Origin of the sequence: Marinomonas sp. TW1 (assembly GCF_001625355.1) — a bacterium.
Taxonomy (GTDB): domain Bacteria; phylum Pseudomonadota; class Gammaproteobacteria; order Pseudomonadales; family Marinomonadaceae; genus Marinomonas.
This window is the reverse complement of the sequence record NZ_JSEE01000002.1, coordinates 215,787-233,461: the sequence shown is the minus strand read 5'-3', so window position 1 is coordinate 233,461 and position 17,675 is coordinate 215,787. Positions and strand designations below refer to the sequence as shown.

At 45.4% G+C, this 17,675-nt stretch carries 19 protein-coding genes; 11 read left to right on the top strand and 8 right to left on the bottom strand.

What is annotated here, in order from left to right; all coding sequences use genetic code 11:
• Window position 1: 1 nt before the first annotated feature.
• Both nfsA and msrA read right to left on the bottom strand, forming a co-directional pair.
• Window positions 2–739 carry an oxygen-insensitive NADPH nitroreductase gene (nfsA, locus tag OA79_RS02710; RefSeq protein WP_063331669.1) on the bottom strand — a complete coding sequence of 246 codons (738 nt, stop codon included), beginning with the start codon at window positions 737–739 and terminating at the stop codon, window positions 2–4.
• A gap of 93 nt (window positions 740–832) precedes the next feature.
• Window positions 833–1,468, bottom strand: coding sequence for a peptide-methionine (S)-S-oxide reductase MsrA (gene msrA / locus OA79_RS02705; protein ID WP_063331668.1), 636 nt, complete (start codon window positions 1,466–1,468; stop codon window positions 833–835).
• 150 nt (window positions 1,469–1,618) lie between these two features.
• Between msrA and yghU the strand changes: the two genes are divergently transcribed.
• Window positions 1,619–2,479, top strand: coding sequence for a glutathione-dependent disulfide-bond oxidoreductase (gene yghU, locus OA79_RS02700; protein WP_063331667.1), 861 nt, complete (start codon window positions 1,619–1,621; stop codon window positions 2,477–2,479).
• 142 nt (window positions 2,480–2,621) lie between these two features.
• Here the strand turns inward: yghU and hisF are convergent, their stop codons facing one another.
• The 3 genes from hisF to hisB are packed head-to-tail and all read right to left on the bottom strand — an operon-like array spanning window position 2,622 to window position 4,727.
• A complete protein-coding gene (gene hisF / locus OA79_RS02695) occupies window positions 2,622–3,398 on the bottom strand; it encodes an imidazole glycerol phosphate synthase subunit HisF (RefSeq protein WP_063331666.1) in 777 nt (258 codons plus the stop codon).
• A gap of 43 nt (window positions 3,399–3,441) precedes the next feature.
• Window positions 3,442–4,104, bottom strand: a complete 663-nt coding sequence (gene hisH, locus OA79_RS02690; RefSeq protein ID WP_063331665.1) for an imidazole glycerol phosphate synthase subunit HisH — start codon at window positions 4,102–4,104, stop codon at window positions 3,442–3,444.
• Window positions 4,105–4,133: 29 nt separating this feature from the next.
• Window positions 4,134–4,727 (bottom strand): imidazoleglycerol-phosphate dehydratase HisB, encoded by a 594-nt coding sequence (gene hisB, locus OA79_RS02685; RefSeq protein ID WP_063331664.1) that lies wholly within the window; start codon window positions 4,725–4,727, stop codon window positions 4,134–4,136.
• A gap of 242 nt (window positions 4,728–4,969) precedes the next feature.
• Between hisB and OA79_RS02680 the strand changes: the two genes are divergently transcribed.
• The 4 genes from OA79_RS02680 to OA79_RS02665 all read left to right on the top strand — a co-directional run bounded on the left by OA79_RS02680 (window position 4,970) and on the right by OA79_RS02665 (window position 9,956).
• Window positions 4,970–7,255: an AsmA family protein gene (locus OA79_RS02680; protein ID WP_063331663.1), complete on the top strand. Its 2,286-nt coding sequence runs from the start codon at window positions 4,970–4,972 to the stop codon at window positions 7,253–7,255.
• Between the two features lie 33 nt (window positions 7,256–7,288).
• Complete coding sequence (gene mutY, locus OA79_RS02675) at window positions 7,289–8,350, top strand: A/G-specific adenine glycosylase (RefSeq protein ID WP_063331662.1); 1,062 nt, start codon at window positions 7,289–7,291, stop codon at window positions 8,348–8,350.
• Between the two features lie 20 nt (window positions 8,351–8,370).
• Window positions 8,371–9,564 (top strand): chromate efflux transporter, encoded by a 1,194-nt coding sequence (gene chrA, locus OA79_RS02670; protein WP_082825348.1) that lies wholly within the window; start codon window positions 8,371–8,373, stop codon window positions 9,562–9,564.
• A 107-nt stretch (window positions 9,565–9,671) separates the two neighbouring features.
• Window positions 9,672–9,956 (top strand): oxidative damage protection protein, encoded by a 285-nt coding sequence (locus OA79_RS02665; RefSeq protein ID WP_063331661.1) that lies wholly within the window; start codon window positions 9,672–9,674, stop codon window positions 9,954–9,956.
• Window positions 9,957–10,043: 87 nt separating this feature from the next.
• Here OA79_RS02665 and OA79_RS02660 read toward each other — a convergent pair whose 3' ends face one another.
• On the bottom strand, window positions 10,044–10,460 hold the full coding sequence (locus OA79_RS02660) for a flagellar basal body-associated FliL family protein (protein WP_063331660.1): 417 nt from the start codon (window positions 10,458–10,460) through the stop codon (window positions 10,044–10,046).
• A gap of 142 nt (window positions 10,461–10,602) precedes the next feature.
• Here OA79_RS02660 and OA79_RS02655 point away from each other — a divergent pair, with 142 nt between their 5' ends.
• The 5 genes from OA79_RS02655 (at window position 10,603) to trmB (ending at window position 13,933) form a co-directional block, all read left to right on the top strand.
• Window positions 10,603–11,112, top strand: coding sequence for a disulfide bond formation protein B (locus OA79_RS02655; RefSeq protein WP_063331659.1), 510 nt, complete (start codon window positions 10,603–10,605; stop codon window positions 11,110–11,112).
• Window positions 11,113–11,213: 101 nt separating this feature from the next.
• Complete coding sequence (rsd, locus tag OA79_RS02650; protein WP_063331658.1) at window positions 11,214–11,684, top strand: sigma D regulator; 471 nt, start codon at window positions 11,214–11,216, stop codon at window positions 11,682–11,684.
• The gene (locus tag OA79_RS02645; protein ID WP_063331657.1) at window positions 11,656–12,639 is read left to right on the top strand and encodes a WD40 repeat domain-containing protein; all 984 of its coding nucleotides are present in this window, start codon (window positions 11,656–11,658) and stop codon (window positions 12,637–12,639) included. Before rsd ends, OA79_RS02645 begins: the two co-directional genes overlap by 29 nt.
• Window positions 12,640–12,642: 3 nt before the next feature.
• Window positions 12,643–13,029, top strand: a complete 387-nt coding sequence (locus OA79_RS02640) for a DUF423 domain-containing protein (RefSeq protein ID WP_063331656.1) — start codon at window positions 12,643–12,645, stop codon at window positions 13,027–13,029.
• Between the two features lie 142 nt (window positions 13,030–13,171).
• Window positions 13,172–13,933, top strand: coding sequence for a tRNA (guanosine(46)-N7)-methyltransferase TrmB (gene trmB / locus OA79_RS02635; protein ID WP_063331655.1), 762 nt, complete (start codon window positions 13,172–13,174; stop codon window positions 13,931–13,933).
• 85 nt (window positions 13,934–14,018) lie between these two features.
• On the opposite strand, the gene OA79_RS02630 is transcribed toward trmB, so the two are convergent.
• Complete coding sequence (locus OA79_RS02630) at window positions 14,019–14,417, bottom strand: H-NS histone family protein (protein ID WP_063331654.1); 399 nt, start codon at window positions 14,415–14,417, stop codon at window positions 14,019–14,021.
• 286 nt (window positions 14,418–14,703) lie between these two features.
• On the opposite strand from OA79_RS02630, the gene OA79_RS02625 reads away from it, so the two are divergent.
• Complete coding sequence (locus tag OA79_RS02625) at window positions 14,704–16,866, top strand: Tex family protein (protein ID WP_063331653.1); 2,163 nt, start codon at window positions 14,704–14,706, stop codon at window positions 16,864–16,866.
• A gap of 70 nt (window positions 16,867–16,936) precedes the next feature.
• On the opposite strand, the gene OA79_RS02620 is transcribed toward OA79_RS02625, so the two are convergent.
• On the bottom strand, window positions 16,937–17,530 hold the full coding sequence (locus OA79_RS02620) for an FMN-dependent NADH-azoreductase (protein WP_063331652.1): 594 nt from the start codon (window positions 17,528–17,530) through the stop codon (window positions 16,937–16,939).
• Between the last annotated feature and the right edge of the window lie 145 nt (window positions 17,531–17,675).

Sequence of the window (17,675 nt, the reverse complement as noted above, 5' to 3'; positions counted from 1 at the left end):
ATTAGCGCTTTAGAAAGCCACGCGCTTGTAAAAAGTTTAGCATATGCTCACGTTTTTTCTTCTGTACGGCCGCCGCCGTTTGTTCAGACCAATTGCTTTGTTTTTGATTGCTGTCACGACTGGCGTAATAGGCTTGCATTTGAGCATCATACGCTTCGACGTCAGCCGCACAACGTGAAGCATCATATTGACCTTTATGTAAAATATTTGCCACGGGTAGGCGAGGTTTGAGTTCAGGTTCCGCGTCTGGATACCCTAAACACAAACCAAAAATAGGGTACACCTGATCGGGTAATGTTAATAGTTCGGCCACCTGTTGAGGGTCATTGCGAATGCCGCCAATGAAAACGGCCCCTAAGCCGACCGATTCTGCTCCCAGCATGAGGTTTTGCGCCATAAAGGTTGCATCCGTTGTGGCCGCGATAAAGTGTTCGGTTTGTCCTTCTAGTTTGCCTAAGCCCTGCTTTTGACTGCAATATTCCACGCGCATTAAATCAGCACAAATAACCAAAAACTCGGCCGCCTGTTCAACCCATTTTTGACCTCCGGCTAGACTGGCGATGTGTTGACGATGTTCTGGCAGAGTGACCTGTACTATGGAGTACGCTTGGATGAAACTTGAAGAAGCGGCTCCTTGTGCGGCCGCAATGAGTTCTTCTAATAAACTGCTGTCGATACTTTGGTCAGTATACTGACGAATCGACTTGTGTGATTTTTGAGCCTGTAATATGGGATTCAAGTGTGGATTCCTTCAGTAGATATTGATCATTCATACTAGAGGCTCAATCCTATTTCGACAAGACGGTGCTCATTAACTTCTTGTTTTTTCAAATTAATGATATTTTTTACTGGCGACGTCTCCCCATAAACCTTCAACGCGTCGATCGCGACCACAGCTAGAGCGATAAAAAGCATAGCGAATCGGGTTTTTGGTGTAATAGCTTTGGTGGTATTCCTCTGCAGGATAGAACTCAGTGGCAGGTAAAATGGGGGTGACAATATCAGATGTAAAAGGTTTGCTTGTGTTTACTTTGTTCAGTGACGCGTCAAACACGGCTTTTTGTTCAGCGCTCTGATAAAACATGGCGGTTCGATATGGAGCCCCTTTGTCACAAAATTGTCCATTCGGATCCGTCGGATCGATGGTTTTCCAAAAATACTCAGCCAGTGTGGTCAGTGATACTTGTTGGTCATCGAATAGAATGGTGACCGCTTCGTAATGGCCGGTATTACCAACGGAGACTTGTTTATAGGTTGGATTGACGGTTTGACCACCCGTGTAGCCAGAGATTACATCGATGACGCCAGGCACCATTTCAAAGTCGGATTCGACACACCAAAAACAGCCGCCTGCGACGATCATACTTTGTTGTTCCGCCTGAGCGGTCGAAGCCATAGCCAGAGACAAACTGACCCCTGTTGTTAAAGCCAGCGGTGGTAGTAAATTTCTATAATTGAGACGTTTCATTTTTGCACCTCACGTGGGGTTTCTTATTTTTTACCCATTAAATTGCTTCTCTGCGCTTGTTTAGCCATGATTCAAGCCCATAATTAATTCACTATCTTTATAGACGATTAAGACAAGACATTTCTTACAGCGTATTCATGAGGCAACATTATGAGTGATGAAAATAAGCAAGACTACGTACCACCAAAAGTTTGGCAATGGCAATCTAAGAGCGGTGGTCAATTTGCTAACATCAATCGTCCTGTTTCTGGGGCGACACATGACAAGGTTTTAGAGGTAGGTAAGCACCCACTTCAATTGCATTCATTGGCGACACCGAATGGTCAAAAAGTCACCATTATGTTGGAAGAATTGTTGGCTATGGGCATGACAGAAGCCGAATACGATGCTTACCTAATAAACATTGGCGAGGGCGATCAGTTCTCTTCAGGCTTTGTTGAGATCAACCCAAACTCCAAGATTCCTGCCTTAATGGATCACAGTACGACACCACCAACGCGTGTGTTTGAGTCTGGTGCCATTTTGCAATATCTGGCCGAAAAGTTTGATGCATTGGTGCCAAGCGATCACAAGGCGAAAACAGAATGTCGTAACTGGTTATTCTGGCAAATGGGCTCAGCACCTTATTTGGGTGGTGGCTTCGGTCATTTTTATGCTTATGCCCCAACTAAAATGCAATATCCGATTGACCGTTTCACTATGGAAACCAAGCGTCAGCTGGATGTATTGGACAAACACCTTGCCGACAATACGTACATGGCGGGTGAAGAGTATTCCATCGCGGACATTGCGATCTGGACTTGGTATGGCAACTTAGTATTGGGTAACTTGTACGATGCCGCTGAGTTCCTCGATGTCGGGAGTTATCAGCATGTCATGCGTTGGGCGAAAGCCATTGAACAGCGTCCAGCAGTTAAGCGTGGTCGTGTGGTGAACCGTTCCTTTGGTGATGGTGCGCAATTACACGAACGTCATGACGCCAGTGATTTTGATGGTCTAGATTTAGGCTAAATTTTTCTGTTTTGAATTGGACAAACTTTTTAAGCTGGTCTAACTTGAAAGAGTGAGTTATTTAACTCGACCCATTTGCCCTTTGGCAAACAATAATGAAGAAAGCCTACTGATAACGAGTAGGCTTTTTTTTGGATTAGCGTTAGGGAAGACGCATTTCAATGCCAGCATCAGCCATGCGCTGTTTCGCTTGTTGGATGCTGTATTCACCAAAGTGGAAAATACTGGCCGCCAATACCGCATCGGCTTTGCCTTCAGTGACGCCGTCGACTAAGTGATCTAGATTACCGACACCGCCAGAGGCAATGACAGGAACATGAACCGCTTCGCTGATGGCACGAGTCACGCCCAAGTCGAAGCCATTTTTCGTACCGTCACGATCCATACTGGTGAGTAGGATTTCTCCGGCTCCGTAGTCGACCATTTTTTTCGCCCACTCAACCGCGTCTAAACCGGTTGGCTTACGGCCACCGTGAGTGAAGATTTCCCATTTATCTGGTTCGCCTTCGGCACTGACTTTCTTTGCGTCAATGGCGACGACAATGCATTGTGAACCAAAGCGTTGCGCGGCTTCTCGGACAAATTCAGGGTTGAATACGGCTGCAGTATTGATGCCCACTTTGTCCGCACCGGCATTCAACATGCGTCGAATGTCTTCGCAAGTACGAATGCCGCCGCCTACGGTAAGAGGAATAAATACTTGTGCTGCAATGGCTTCAACCATGTGGACCGTGGTCTCACGATCATCCGAACTGGCGGTGATATCAAGGAAGGTGATTTCATCTGCGCCTTGCTCATCGTAGCGTTTGGCCACCTCAACTGGGTCACCAGCGTCGCGGATATCAACAAATTGGACGCCTTTTACTACACGACCATTGTCCACATCCAGACAAGGAATAATTCGTTTTGCTAAGCCCATGTCGGCTCCTAATCTGTTACTTTGTTCGCTCGTTAATTGGACGCTAAGGTTTGCCATCCCAATGGATGAAATTCTTATAAAGCTGCAAACCGTCTTTATGGCTTTTCTCTGGGTGGAATTGCACCGCGAAGACATTGTCGCGAGCTAACGCCACGCAGAACTCCAAACCGTAGTCGCATGTCCCGGCTACTTCATTTTGATTGCTAGGCACAACGTAGTAACTGTGGACAAAGTAGAAGCGCGCATGGTCTGGAATGCCTTGCCAAAGAGGGTGCGAAATACTCTGTTTGACCTGATTCCAACCCATGTGAGGCACTTTCAGTTTGCTGCCATCATGGTCTTTATGGTCATTTCCGAAAAACAGGGCATTGCCTTGGAAATGGTTTAGGCAATCAACTCCCCCATTTTCTTCACTGTGTGACATCAAGGATTGAATGCCGACACAAATGGCCAAAAAGGGTTTTTCGCGCATGGCTTTTTGAATACTAGGGACCAATCCAGTGCTGTACATTTCACCGATACAATCACGAATGGCGCCAACACCGGGTAACAACACGCGATCAGCAGCATCAATGACGGCTGGGTCACTGGTGACAATCACTTGGGTGTGTTCGTCAGCAACGTGCTCTAGGGCTTTCGCGACTGAGTGTAGGTTACCCATGCCGTAATCAATCACGGCAATAGTTGAAGTGTGAACTTGACTCATATTTTACCTGTCCTAAAACAACTAGAGGCTTACAAGCAGCCCTTGGTCGATGGCATTTGACCTGCCATGCGCTCATCCACTTCCAGTGCCATACGTAGGGCACGACCAAACGCTTTGAATACGGTCTCGGCTTGGTGATGCGTGTTTTTGCCACGTAAGTTGTCTAGGTGCAAAGTGACTTTGGCGTGATTGATAAAGCCGTGGAAGAATTCGGAAAACAAATCCACATCAAAACCACCCACAGAAGCGCGAGTGAAAGGCACGTGCATTTCCAATCCAGGTCGACCAGAGAAGTCGATCACCACGCGAGAAAGAGCTTCATCTAATGGCACATAAGCATGACCGTAACGCTTGATGCCTTTTTTATCGCCAACAGCAATGTCAAAGGCTTGGCCTAGCGTAATGCCCAAATCTTCTACCGTGTGGTGAGCATCAATGTGAAGGTCACCAACCGCATGAATGTCTAGGTCAATAAGGCCATGACGAGCGACTTGCTCAAGCATGTGATCTAGAAAAGGCACGCCTGTGACGCAGTTAAATTTACCGGTACCGTCTAGGTTGATCGACACCTTGATCTGAGTTTCAAGCGTATTGCGCTCGACACTGGCAACGCGATCGGACATTGATTGGATTCTCCACAGTTGATGGCGACTGACCGCCACTTTAATGACATAGTGCGCCCATTATAGAACGAGGGCTCGTTAGCGGCTATGCCTTAAAGGTAGGTTTTTTCATGAGTTCTGGCTATGGCATCGATTAACCCGTCCTTCGGATGCTATGATAGCGACACCAATTGTGCTCATCGTTGGTGTGTTTTTGAACAAAATTGCGCGTTATTTTGCGCCTTTATAGGGAGCGTTTGTGGATGGTTTGGTTTAAGCGATTTATTTACTTTGTCTTGATTTTACTGGCTTTGATTGGTTTGGCTTTGGCCTATGTTGGGCTGTTTGTGAACCCGAACGATTTTAAAGATGAGCTAAAAAATGTCGCGCTGGAAAAAGCCAATGTGAGGTTGCGTTTAGAAGGTGATATTGGCTGGTCCTTTTTTCCTTGGTTAGGCTTAGAACTGGAAAACATTGGCGTGGCCATTGGCTCGGACCCTGAAATCGTGCAATTTGATCGAGCCGAATTTGGTCTAGCGATTTTGCCTTTGCTGGAACAGAAAATTCAGGTGGATAAGGTCAATTTGGTGAACCTGAAGGCCCATCTTCATAAGAATGCTCAAGGTGAAGGCAATTGGCAGCTACAACTACCGTCTTCTTCCGAGGCGGATGCCAACACGGCGTCGGTTAAGGATGGTTCAAACGTGAGTTCCTCGTCTGAGGAGACCTCACAACACAGCCAGATTAACATTCCAGACATACATCTCGAAGAATTACGTATTGAGAATGCTCAGATTGTCTATCGGGATGAACAAACTCAGCAGCGGATTGAGGCGGATCTCAACCTACAGTTACAAGATGTGCAATGGGATCAAGCTTGGCCAATGGTGATGGAGGCAAGTATCACTCAGAGTGACTTGCAAGGAAACCAACCGCTTCAAGTGGAAGCGAGTATAAACAGCCAATTGACCGTGTTTCCTGAACGTGAATCCCTTTTATTGGATGCTTTGGTGGTGCAAGCCAGCGTATCGGGTGAGTCAATCCCTGCTAGCCTGCTAGAGGCCAAGCTAAGTGCTGTCAGTGTGGCGATGGATTTACCTCAAGAAAATGTGTTAATTGATGGCTTCGCGCTCAGCTCGATGGGCATTCATTTAGACGCCAAAGTACAAGGTTTTGAGGTGTTGAGTAACCCTCAATTTTCCGCCACGTTATCGGTTGGGACGTTTAATCCTCGTACCTTATTAACCGCTTTGCAGATTCCATTGCCTGATATGGCTGATGCAACGGCTTTGACGAAGGCCAGTGCCAATGTCGCTCTAGAGGGCAGTTTAGACGAAGTGACTGTACAGCCTATTTCCATTGCGTTGGATGATACGAAAATTGAAGCCAATGCCGTGTTGACACTTTCTCCCTTACGTTGGGATGTGAGTATTGCTGGTGCGAATCTGGACTTGGATCGTTATTTACCTGAGCCACTTGAGGCGGAGGTCGAGACAACAACAAACACAACCGAGAGTCCTCAAGCTCAAGCCAATGCGGCGGCAACAGACTTGATACCAGTTGAACTGATTCGGGGGCTTAATGGCCATGTGGGTTTGATCTTTGATGACATCAAGGTCAAAAACCTAGCCATCGATCAATTGGCATTGGATACCAATCAAGCCAATGGGTTAGTCACCATAGCGCCTTTAGAAGCCTCGCTATATCAAGGTAAGGTGTCGTCTCAACTACGCCTCGACGTTCGTGGTAACACACCTAAAATAGAAATTGAGCCAAGCATTGAAGCGGTGCAGATTCAGCCATTGCTGAACGATTTTATGGCGATGGATAAGATTGCAGGTAGCACTTTCTTAAGTGGTGACTTAACCAGTCAAGGCAACAGTATTGATGCGCTGATGTCATCCCTACAAGGTGACTTGCTGGTGGAAATAAAACAGGGTGCTTTGGTGGGAGCAAACTTGACCAAAAGTGTTTGTGAAGGCATTGCCTCGATTCGTAAAGAGACACTCAATACTAATCAATTTGGTGATGATACCCCCTTTGAGACCATGCGCTTTCCTGCCCATATTGTTGATGGTCAGATCTCGACACCGGGGTTAACCATTAGCTCAGCTGGTATACAAGTGACAGGGGATGGCACCATTGCCTTACCCACTCAGTCATTGAATTATCAGGTGAATGTGGGCATTACTGGCAGCCAGTTGGATGACGCATGTCAAGTGAATGAAACTGTGTCACAACTTACTTTTCCGGTTGTTTGTAAAGGCGCATTCAGCGATGATCCAGCAGGCTTATGCCGTCCAGACCTAGCAGGCTTTGGGAAATTGTTTGCGAACTTAGCGAAGCAAGAAGCGGCCCAAAAATTGGCGGAAGAGAAAGCCAAATTAAAAGCACAGCTGAAACAAAAAGAAGCGGATTTGAAAGCGGAATTACAGGCCAAACGTGAAGCCGAAGAAGCTCGGTTAAAAGCCGAGCTAGAAGCGAAGCGCGAAGCCGAAGAGGAACGCCTCAAAGAAAAGCTAAAAGATAAATTGAAAAGCTTGTTTTAAATGACATAAAGCAAGCCCTGTTGTGAGAGAAGAATGCAACCAGTCGAACACTTTGCGCCCCGAGTATTAGCTTGGTTTGATGAGCATGGGCGCAAAAACTTGCCTTGGCAGGAAAATAAAACCCCATATCGTGTGTGGATTTCTGAGATCATGTTACAGCAGACTCAAGTCACCACGGTCATTCCCTATTATCAAAAGTTTATGGCCTCTTTCCCGACGGTGGAAGCCTTGGCTGCCGCAGATCAGGACGAGGTCTTGGCTCATTGGAGTGGGCTTGGATACTATGCCCGTGCGCGCAATATGCATAAAGCGGCAAAAAGGCTGGTCGACGAGTTTGACAGTGAGTTTCCGCAAAGTTTGGAAGGTGTCTGTGAGCTGTCTGGGATTGGCCGCTCAACCGCCGCGGCGATTTTGTCGATTTCTCGCGGCAAGCAGACGGCGATTTTAGATGGCAATGTGAAACGAGTGTTAGCGCGCTTTCATGCGGTGCCCAATTGGCCAGGTGAAAAGAAAACGGAGCAAGCCATGTGGCATTTAGCAGACGCTTATATGCCAAGCCAGCGTTGCGGTGATTACACTCAGGCGATGATGGATCTCGGGGCGACCTTATGCACTCGCTCTAAGCCTCAGTGTTTGATATGTCCTTTGGAAACCGATTGTCAGGCCAGTAAAACCCCCGATCCGACGCAATTCCCCATTCGTAAGCCCAAAAAAGCCGCCAAACCTGAGAAGCAAATTCAAATGCTTGTCTTGACCAATGATGAACAACACATTTTATTGGAAAAACGACCCTCAACCGGGATCTGGGGGGGCTTGTGGAGTCTGCCTGAGTTGGCGGTCGATGAGTCCATTGTGTTACACGCAGAACAAAGATTTGCAACGAATGTATTGTCTGTCACGTCTTTGTCACCTTTTCGACATACGTTTAGCCATTACCATTTAGACATTGTGCCCAGTCACGTCAAACTGGCGGCGCTCAAGGGGGTGATGGAGGCCAATAAATATCAGTGGTTTTTGCGCTCCGATGCTTTGAACTTGGGGCTACCCACACCGGTTCGACGTATTTTAGAACAAGATCTGAATGAATTGAGTTAACACATTACAGGACGCTCATTATGTCGGATTCAGACAAGCAAAATTCAGCTTATTTCACTCGTATTGCGGAGGTGTTTTCCGCGTTTTTTTTATTGGGGTGGACAAGTTTTGGTGGGCCAGCGGCACACCTTGGGTATTTTAATCGAGCTTTTGTGCAACAGCGACAATGGGTTACCGAATCTCAATATGCTCAATGGGTTGCTCTGAGTCAGATTGTTCCAGGTCCTGGGTCTAGTCAGGTGGGCTTTGCGCTTGGCTATCATCGTGCTGGGTTACTTGGAGGTATCGCGGCGTTTATCGCGTTTACCTTACCCTCCTTTATTATGATGGTGTTGTTGGCGCAATTTGGTCACCTTTGGCAGGGGGAAGCCATTTTTGATGCTGTGGTGCATGCGCTTAAATTACTGGCGGTGGTCGTGGTGGCGGATGCTTGTTTGACCATGTGGCGTTCGTTTTGTCAGTCAAGACTGACGGTGTTTTTGGCACTGTTTAGTGCGGCCATCCTAATATGGATGCCCATGAGTTACATCAGTCTGGTGGTGCTATTGGTCGCTGCTGTTGTCTCTATTCTGCTCTTGGATACTGAGCCCAAGGCTTACTCGGCGTTGCCAAGTGTGCCACTGACAGGTGTGTTTTTTGGCTTGGCAATCTTACTATTTTTACTGAGCTTTTTCTTAACAGAGGGGCTGGGGCAGCTGTTCGCGGACTTTTATCAAGCGGGCGCTTTGGTGTTTGGCGGTGGTCATGTGGTTTTGCCTATGCTGTCGTCGTTTGTTGATGATACGGTTTCAAACGCGAATCTACTTATTGGTTATGCTGCGGCACAAGCTGTGCCTGGACCTATGTTTACCATGGCAAGCTTTTTAGGGGCGGCGACAGCCCCCGCAGGTGCGAATCCTTGGTTATGGGCTTTGATCGCCACACTGGCGGTGTTTCTTTGTGGTTTATTGCTCATGCTGAGTGCGCAAGGAGTGTGGCAAAAGCTGTCTGATAATCGTCGTTTTTTGGCCGCGGTTGCTGGGTTAAATGCGGCGGTTGTGGGGATTTTGTTAGCGGCCTTGTATCATCCCATAGGTACTTCTAGTGTACTGGATTGGCAAGATGTATTGATGGTTGTGATTGGCTTCGTTTGGTTGAAGTGGCAACGACCTTCCATTCTGTTTTTGATTGTGGTGTTTGTGTTGCTTGGTATGTTGCGTGCGGCTTTCGGATGATGAGTCTTGATGATAAAGCTTGAATTTTGCGTTTGTAGCGCCATTATGAAGGCAAGCAATCGATGACAAGCAATCCGGTTAATCAATGAAGCTAACGAGACAGTCTTATGGCGAATATGGTTTTTTGTAAAAAGTATCAAACAGAAATGGAAGCGTTAGACAGAGCCCCGTTGCCTGGAGCGAAAGGGCAAGAGGTCTTACAAACGGTTTCCAAGCAAGCGTGGCAAGAGTGGCAACTTCTGCAAACCATGATGATCAATGAGAAGCAGCTTAACTTGATGCAGCCTGACGCGCGAAAGTATGTGATGGAGCAGATGGATAAGTTCTTCAATAACGAAGAAACCGATAAGTTAACAGGGTACGTAACCCCTGATGACATTACAGAGTTGTAAATAACGCTTTCATGATAAAAAAAGCGCGGCTAAATCAGAGTTTGGCCGCGCTTTTTTATGCGTTTGAAAAGGTTGTATTTGAAAGGACTACTGTGTAACGAAACTGGCAAACAAGATGTCTTTCACTGGTGTGATGCCGGTTTCTGTCTTGAGGGCGTCATTAACCGCGACAGCCGCGTCTTCTCGTGTTTGTTCACGCGCAATGGCACCGGAAACCTGATCCGTTGTGCGTGCGCTTAAAAACATCACGATGGCATCACGGACTAATGGCATATTGTGTTCAATTAAATCCACTCGCGTTTCATCGGTACGAATACTGATGCTGGTTTTGATGTATTTCAGCTGCGAACCTTCGCTAAGATGATTTACAATAAAAATCGGTTTCAGCTCAATATAAGCGGGTGTCGGTGCATCTTCAGCGTAAGCGTTGGAAGCAAGTACACTGCTTAGACACAGTAAGAGCAATGTGATGGTTTGTCGCAATAAAGGCATCATCAATGACATGTTCGTTTCTCGTATTCATTACAATAGTTAGTATACTAACTGGCATTTTAGCTTGCTGTCAGTAGGAATTTTGCACTTTCCGTTATTCTTGCTGTCACAATGGCTTGGTTTTTGTTTTGTTGGATGTTTTAGGGACCCCTATATGACAAGTTTTATTACGGCTCGACGTTTTCATGGACTCATTGCTTTCATCGCTTTTGCTTTGCTAGGCGTGGCATTTTATATGGAATATGAAATGGGGTTAGAGCCATGTCCTTTGTGTATGCTGCAACGCATCATGTTTTTTGGCGTTGGCGTGATCTCTCTGATCTCCGCTTTATTAGACAGTGTCAAAATTCGTCGGGTATGTGCTTGGTTGGTCGTGGTGTTCTCGATCTTGGGAGCGGCCTTGGCCATTCGCCATTTATATTTACAGCATTTGCCTGAAGATCAATTGCCCGCCTGTTTGCCGGGCTTGAGTTACATGTTTGAGGTGTTCCCATGGCAAGAAATCATGCAAGCCATGATAATGGGTACTGGGGAATGTGGTGATGTGGTATGGACATTTATGGGCTTGAGCATTCCCGGTTGGACCTTAGTGGCCTTTGTGGCGATGGCCATTATTAATGGGATGATTGCATTGACAGAAAATAAAGCTACATCCTTGCCATAAAAGGTTACAAATCCCTGCAGGGGATTGCCTTGCAGGGCTGATTTGATAGGAATATGCTTGGCATAAGACGTAAAAATAACGAATTTGGTTGGAGTCTGCATATGTTAGAAGGTTGTAAAACAGCTCAAGAGCGGTGGGGCGGTGTACATGAAATCATTGACCGTTGGTTAGAACAGCGCCGACAAATGATTGAATCTTTGCTTTTCCTTCGAGAGCGTGGGGAATTTACACCAACTGATACACCTAAGATTCTGAACCTTTGTGAAATGTTGGTGGATTATGTCTCCACTGGTCATTTTACGGTTTATGAGCAGTTGGCCATCGAAGCCAAAGAATTTCATGATAATGGTGCCATTATTTTGTTGGGTGAACTCTTGCCTGAAATCGACAACACTACGGAAGTGGTGATTGAATTTAATGACAAATACGACACCAAAGAGCACTGCAATACCCAATTGGAAGCCTTACCTTTTTCTTTACAAGCGTTAACTGTGGTATTGGCAGAACGTTTTCAGTACGAAGATAGATTAATTAGGGAATTACATGAAGCGCACAGTGAAAAAAGCGCTTAAGAACAGTGCCTGGGTCATGATGAGTGTGGCCTTGTTATCTTGTTCTGCGGAGTCGCCTGTCCGAACGGCTCAATATGCCACACAAGGATTGTATTCCGCTGATTTAAGCCATGATGGAGCCTACGCTTTGGTCGGTTCTATCCAACACGGTGGCAGTTATTGGAAGACGTCAGTAAATGAACGTCGTTTCAGTTGGAATCATGCCCAAGGCGAATTCTCTTCTTTTAACAGTGTCGATATTGCGCCCAGTGGTGAATTTGCGGTCACTGCGGAAGCTCGTTCATTGGTTCTATGGCATACAGTAAATGGTCAATCTGATGGCTACTGGACGACGCCAGGGGATATCCTGTCGGTTAAGCTGACCCAGAACGGTGACTATGCCTTGCTCGGCTTAGATGATCAAACAGCCCGTTATTTTGATGTTAAACGTGGCGGTATTCGCCAAACGTTAAGAACCGGTGCCAAGGTTCGAGCGGTGGATGTGACCGCCGATGGGCGTTTAGGGGTTACCGGTGATGACTTATCCAAAGTGATGGTTTGGGATCTACAGACGGGCCAGAAAAAATTTGAATGGACATTGAATAACCGTATTTCAACAGTGTCGATTTCAGCGGATGGCAAATATGCTTTTGCCTCAGCTCAGTTAGGTAATGCCAAAGTTTGGTCTTTGGTGAATGGTCGAGAGTTAACCGCAATTGATACGGGTAAACTGAAATATCGTAATGTCACGATCAGCAAAGCCATTTTCTCTGATGACAACCGACAATTACTCACTGGCGAAGTCAACGGTAAAGTAACCTTATTGCAAGTTAGTACTGGGCAAATGTTGAAAGAGTGGCAAGTGCATAAAGGGAAAAAACGTCCTTCTGGTGCCAGTGTCATTGCGTTGTCATTTGGCTTGAGTAATCGTTTTTATGCCATGGGCAGCAACGGTTATTTGAATGTGTTGGAATAACCTATGACAAAGACTTCTTTTCCCGCTAAGTGGGCGTCTTTATTTGCACTTCAGGCCTTTATTTCGGTGGTGGCTGGCGCATTTGGCGCTCATGCTTTAACCCGTATATTGGACCTTAAAGAATTGGCTTGGTGGCAAACCGGTAGCCAATATTTGATGTATCATGCTTTGGCCGGTTTATTGGTTTGCTTGTTTTATCATTATGTTGGTGATGTCCGTCGAATCCTTGTCCTATTTTTCATGGGTAATCTGCTATTTTCTGGCAGTTTGTATGTGATGTCGTTCACCAAATTAACTTGGCTGGGCATGTTAACGCCTTTGGGTGGAACCTGTTATCTAATTGCCTGGGCTTGGTTTGTTTGGCGATTATGGCAAGCTAGGCCTCTCTAATGGCTTTGAGCAGAACTGAGTGTTGGAAAGCGGGACAGAGGCGCATTTTTACGTTAGCATAGCGCCCCAATTTTTGACTGATGTTGGCCTCTTTGGTCACATTAGATCTCTCAACTAGAGCAACTTGAAACGATAGAGCAGCATGAAAGATCAACAAACCGAAATTCAAGACTCTGAATTGCCAGAGTCTGGTCCTCAAGACGCAACCAAGAAGCGCACCATACGAAGCTTTGTGGTTCGTGGCGGACGCATGACAGAAGGTCAGCAAAAGAATTACGATGCCAATTGGCAAGTATATGGCCTGAACTTAGAAGATGGCCGTATTGATTATAAAACGATATTTGGTCGTGAGTCTGAGGTGGTCTTGGAAGTGGGTTTTGGAATGGGCGCTTCCTTAGCTGAAATGGCCAAAAATGCACCTGACAAAGATTTTATCGGCATTGAGGTGCACCCGCCAGGTGTTGCTAAGTTAATGATGCTAGCAAAAGAGCAAGGCATTACTAACTTAAAAGTCTATTGTGATGATGCTATTGAAGTGATGGCAAAGTGTTTGCCAGAAAAAGAGGCCAGTTGCTTTCAGTTGTTTTTCCCAGATCCATGGCATAAAAAGAAACATAACAAACGACGCATTGTTCAGCCGTTATTTGCACAGCAGGTGGCGAATGTTTTAAAGACCGGCGGTCAATTTCACATGGCAACCGATTGGCAGCCTTATGCAGAGCATATGATGGAAGTGATGGAAGAACAAAGCCTGTATGACAATGCGGCAGGTAAAGAACAATATTACCCTCGACCTGAATGGCGCCCTCTTACTAAATTTGAAAACCGTGGCGAGAAATTAGGGCACGGTGTTTGGGATTTGATTTATATTAAGAAGTCATTTTCGGCAAATGAGCTAATCTAATTCTGAATGAAGAAAGTTGTTCGTGTTTAGAAAATAAAAAAGCGACCAAAGGTCGCTTTTTTATTTTCGTGCTATGAGCGATGAATTATTTGATTTCTACGCTCTCACGGCTATTGCCAGCATCAAAATATTCTTGGAATACTTTAGGTGTGCGGCCACGGCCAGTCCATTCATGAACTTCCCCGGCAACTTCAAGGCGATATTTAGGCTCGACGGTTTTACCTTTTGTGGCGCCGGCTTTCGGTGTAGTAAGAAGAGCAATTTCTTCCATGGTTAGACCGCTTTTTGCAATTAAGTTAGCAATTTCTTCAGCTCGAGCAGATTTTTCGGCTTGTTCAGCAGCTTTAGACGCTTCTTCTTCTTTCGCTTTTTCTAATGCGTTGTTAAGTCCCGCGATTAGATTCTCAAGTTGTGCAACGCTTAACTCTTTTGCCGCTGCGCGTGCTTTTGCTTTATTGCCAGCTAACTCAATTAATAAACTCATTGATTTCCCCTATTTAACGGTGAGAACTGGTTGCGTATGGCCCTGTACTGAAAAATAGATCCATCTTTTGAAACCAGTTATATATGCTTTAAATGAAAACGATTGTTAAATGGCTTTTAAAAGACATTGTTTTAATTCGTTCTAGATTTAAAATAGAATACATGAATTATATTCAATGTAATCGAAAAGTCTAATTTCGTTGTCGATTCTAATCAAAATATAATTAATATGCTAATACAATTTTATCTGCTAATTGTTATCAATGTGTAAGAAAATAGGTTAATAAATGAAAGGCATTTCTCAAATTTTAAGTGACGAGTTTTCATTATCAAGACAATATTCCAGCAATATTATTGATTTGTTTGAAGAAGGTGCCAGTGTGCCTTTCATTTCCCGCTATCGTAAAGAAAACACGGGAGGCATGACCGATATTCAACTGCGAGCCTTTTATGAAAGGTGGCAATACCTTGTTGAATTAAATAAACGGCGTGAGAGCATTCTGTCTGCCTTATCAAAAGAAATGAATGTCCCCGAAGAAATTAAACAAAAAATTCGAAACGCGATATCGAAAACAGAATTAGAAGATATTTATGCGCCTTATAAAAAGTCCAGAAAAAGTAAAATGGACGACGCGGTCGCAAAGGGCTTGTTGCCTTTAGCCGTCGCTCTCTGGCAAGGGAAGTGTCTCTCAGATGTAGCGAAAGTAGCGATTTGGTGTCAGCAGAATACAGTCAATCTCGACCCCAAATTGGCTTTGCAGGGTGCTCAAGACATTTTGGTCGAAAAAATTTCGACGGACAGTGATTTATTAAAAGTGGCTCGACAAGCCATGATGAAACAAGGCGTGATTACCAGTCGAGTATTACGAGGAAAAAAACAAGAAGGCGAAAAGTTTCGCGATTACTTTGAGTATGAAGAGGCGGTTTCAAAAGCAGTCTCTCACCGCCTTTTAGCCCTTTTTAGAGGGAAGAAAGAGAATATATTAAAATTAGGCATTGTGTTTAAAGGACATGATGATTGTCCTGAATTCCTTTATTTGCCACATCTAACAAAATTATTCGACAATCATCAGCACTCTGCGTCCTTATCGGCGGCTCAAAAGTCTTACATAGCTCTTGCTTGGCGAACAAAATTACAGACTAAATTAGAAACCGATGTGCTTGCACAGCTAAAAGAAAAAGCGGAAGAAGGTGCCATTCAAGTTTTTGCGAACAATTTAGAAGACTTATTAATGGCAGCCCCTGCTGGAGCGCATCGTGTGATTGGTGTCGACCCAGGGTTTCGTAATGGTGTGAAATTGGCCGTGATCGACGAACAGGGAAATGTCTTGGATCATGGGGTGATTTATCCTCACCCGCCTCAAAAACAGGTGCAAGCGGCCCAGCACAAGCTCTGTCAAATGATTAAACAGCACCAAGTACGTTGGGCGGCAATCGGAAATGGAACGGCTTCACGAGAAACAGAAGCACTACTGAAGGACCTTATCGCGACGGAAGCCTTGTCGTGTCAGGCGGTTGTGGTCAGTGAAGCCGGTGCTTCTGTGTATTCGGCCTCACCCATCGCGAGTACAGAGTTTCCTGACTTGGATGTGACCATTCGTGGTGCCATATCCATCGCGCGACGTTTCCAAGATCCATTGGCAGAGCTGGTGAAAATTGACCCTCAAGCCATCGGCGTAGGACAGTATCAACACGATATTAAAGTCAGCGCTTTGTCGACGTCTCTTGCCAATGTAGTCGAGGATTGTGTTAACCGAGTGGGGGTCGACATCAATCTCGCATCCGCGTCACTCTTGTCTTATGTTTCTGGATTAACGGAACGAATCGCACATAACATTGTGGCTTATCGAGAGTCCAAAGGTCGTATTGAATCACGCTCGGAATTAAAAAAAGTCAAAGGCATAGGCGAGAAGTGTTTTGAGCAATGCGCTGGTTTTTTACGTATCTTGAATGGCAAAGAGCCTTTGGATGCCTCAGGCGTTCATCCGGAATCCTATGATCTAGTACGTAGTATGGCGACAAAGCTGGCATTGAGCAGTCGTGAATTATTAAATAACACGGCGGCGCTTCAACAGTTGAAAACGTTTGCGCCTAGCTTTCAAAGCGCTGGCAACTTTACCTATTCAGATATTTTGAGTGAACTTGCCAAACCAGGAAGAGATCCGCGACCTGAATTTGCCTATGCGGCTTTTGACCAGACGATACAGTCATTAGACGATTTGCAGGAAGGCATGATGCTAGAAGGTGTGGTGACCAATGTGGCAGCCTTTGGAGCCTTTGTGGATTTGGGCGTACACCAAGACGGATTAATTCACATTTCACAACTGGCGGATCGATTTGTTAAAGACCCACGGGATTTAGTGCGAGTAGGGCAAGTGGTGAAAGTCATGGTGTTAGAGGTGGATGTGAACCGCAAACGCATTGCCTTAAAGGCGCAAGGATTGTCGTAAGGGCTTAAGTAAAAAACGCCAGTTAATAAATTAACTGGCGTTTAAAAGGGAAAATCAACTTAACTTAGGTTTAAACCGCAGCAGCAATCTGTTGTTTTGCTTCATCAAAGGCTTGTTCGCCTGGCTCACCAAGGGCTTGTCCACCGGCAATAAACGTCTCTTTCACGTTTAAACCAAGGAAGCCAAGGAAGGTGTTGATGTAGGGCGCTTGGTGATCCATTGGGGTGTCTGCAAGGAAGCTACCACTTGCTGTGAAGACGTAAGCATCTTTCTTAACCAAGCCTTCTGGGCCAGTTTCTGTATATTGGAAAGTACGACCAGCACGAGCAATGTAATCAAAGTAAGATTTCAACGTCGATGGAATGCTGAAGTTGTACATTGGTGCGGAAATGGTAATCAAATCAGCCGCTTCTAATTCATCGATCAATTCATCACCAATGGCAACGATGGCTTTTTGCTCGGTTGTACGATTTTCTTCAGGTGTGAACAGTGCCCCTAAGGTTTCACTTGTAAAGTGTGGCAGAGGATTCGCATCTACATCGCGAGTCACGACTTTCCCATCCGGGTTTTTTGCTAACCATTGTTCAACAAAAGCGTCGGCTAATTGGCGAGACTTAGAGTTAGCGCCAGCGGCACTGGAATCAATACGTAATAAAGTTGTCATGTAAACATCTCCTTAACAAGAGTTGAGCTGCTATGGCTCTGTAATTTGAAAGTGAAATCATCATATAACCAAAATATTCGATAAAAAAGTGACATTTTTTGAAGATATTGATCGAATAATACGATACTTTAAGGTCAAATTGGTT

Bases quoted from the DNA above. Each gene is read 5' to 3' on its own strand.
- OA79_RS02620 (WP_063331652.1), bottom strand. From the start codon at position 17,530: ATGACAACTTTATTACGTATTGATTCCAGTGCCGCTGGCGCTAACTCT.
- msrA (WP_063331668.1), bottom strand. From the start codon at position 1,468: ATGAAACGTCTCAATTATAGAAATTTACTACCACCGCTGGCTTTAACA.
- OA79_RS02660 (WP_063331660.1), bottom strand. From the start codon at position 10,460: ATGTCATTGATGATGCCTTTATTGCGACAAACCATCACATTGCTCTTA.
- hisF (WP_063331666.1), bottom strand. From the start codon at position 3,398: ATGGGCTTAGCAAAACGAATTATTCCTTGTCTGGATGTGGACAATGGT.
- OA79_RS02630 (WP_063331654.1), bottom strand. From the start codon at position 14,417: ATGAGTTTATTAATTGAGTTAGCTGGCAATAAAGCAAAAGCACGCGCA.
- OA79_RS02640 (WP_063331656.1), top strand. From the start codon at position 12,643: ATGACAAAGACTTCTTTTCCCGCTAAGTGGGCGTCTTTATTTGCACTT.
- OA79_RS02655 (WP_063331659.1), top strand. From the start codon at position 10,603: ATGACAAGTTTTATTACGGCTCGACGTTTTCATGGACTCATTGCTTTC.
- trmB (WP_063331655.1), top strand. From the start codon at position 13,172: ATGAAAGATCAACAAACCGAAATTCAAGACTCTGAATTGCCAGAGTCT.
- OA79_RS02665 (WP_063331661.1), top strand. From the start codon at position 9,672: ATGGCGAATATGGTTTTTTGTAAAAAGTATCAAACAGAAATGGAAGCG.
- yghU (WP_063331667.1), top strand. From the start codon at position 1,619: ATGAGTGATGAAAATAAGCAAGACTACGTACCACCAAAAGTTTGGCAA.
- chrA (WP_082825348.1), top strand. From the start codon at position 8,371: ATGTCGGATTCAGACAAGCAAAATTCAGCTTATTTCACTCGTATTGCG.
- hisB (WP_063331664.1), bottom strand. From the start codon at position 4,727: ATGTCCGATCGCGTTGCCAGTGTCGAGCGCAATACGCTTGAAACTCAG.
- OA79_RS02680 (WP_063331663.1), top strand. From the start codon at position 4,970: ATGGTTTGGTTTAAGCGATTTATTTACTTTGTCTTGATTTTACTGGCT.
- OA79_RS02645 (WP_063331657.1), top strand. From the start codon at position 11,656: ATGAAGCGCACAGTGAAAAAAGCGCTTAAGAACAGTGCCTGGGTCATG.
- rsd (WP_063331658.1), top strand. From the start codon at position 11,214: ATGTTAGAAGGTTGTAAAACAGCTCAAGAGCGGTGGGGCGGTGTACAT.
- mutY (WP_063331662.1), top strand. From the start codon at position 7,289: ATGCAACCAGTCGAACACTTTGCGCCCCGAGTATTAGCTTGGTTTGAT.
- hisH (WP_063331665.1), bottom strand. From the start codon at position 4,104: ATGAGTCAAGTTCACACTTCAACTATTGCCGTGATTGATTACGGCATG.
- OA79_RS02625 (WP_063331653.1), top strand. From the start codon at position 14,704: ATGAAAGGCATTTCTCAAATTTTAAGTGACGAGTTTTCATTATCAAGA.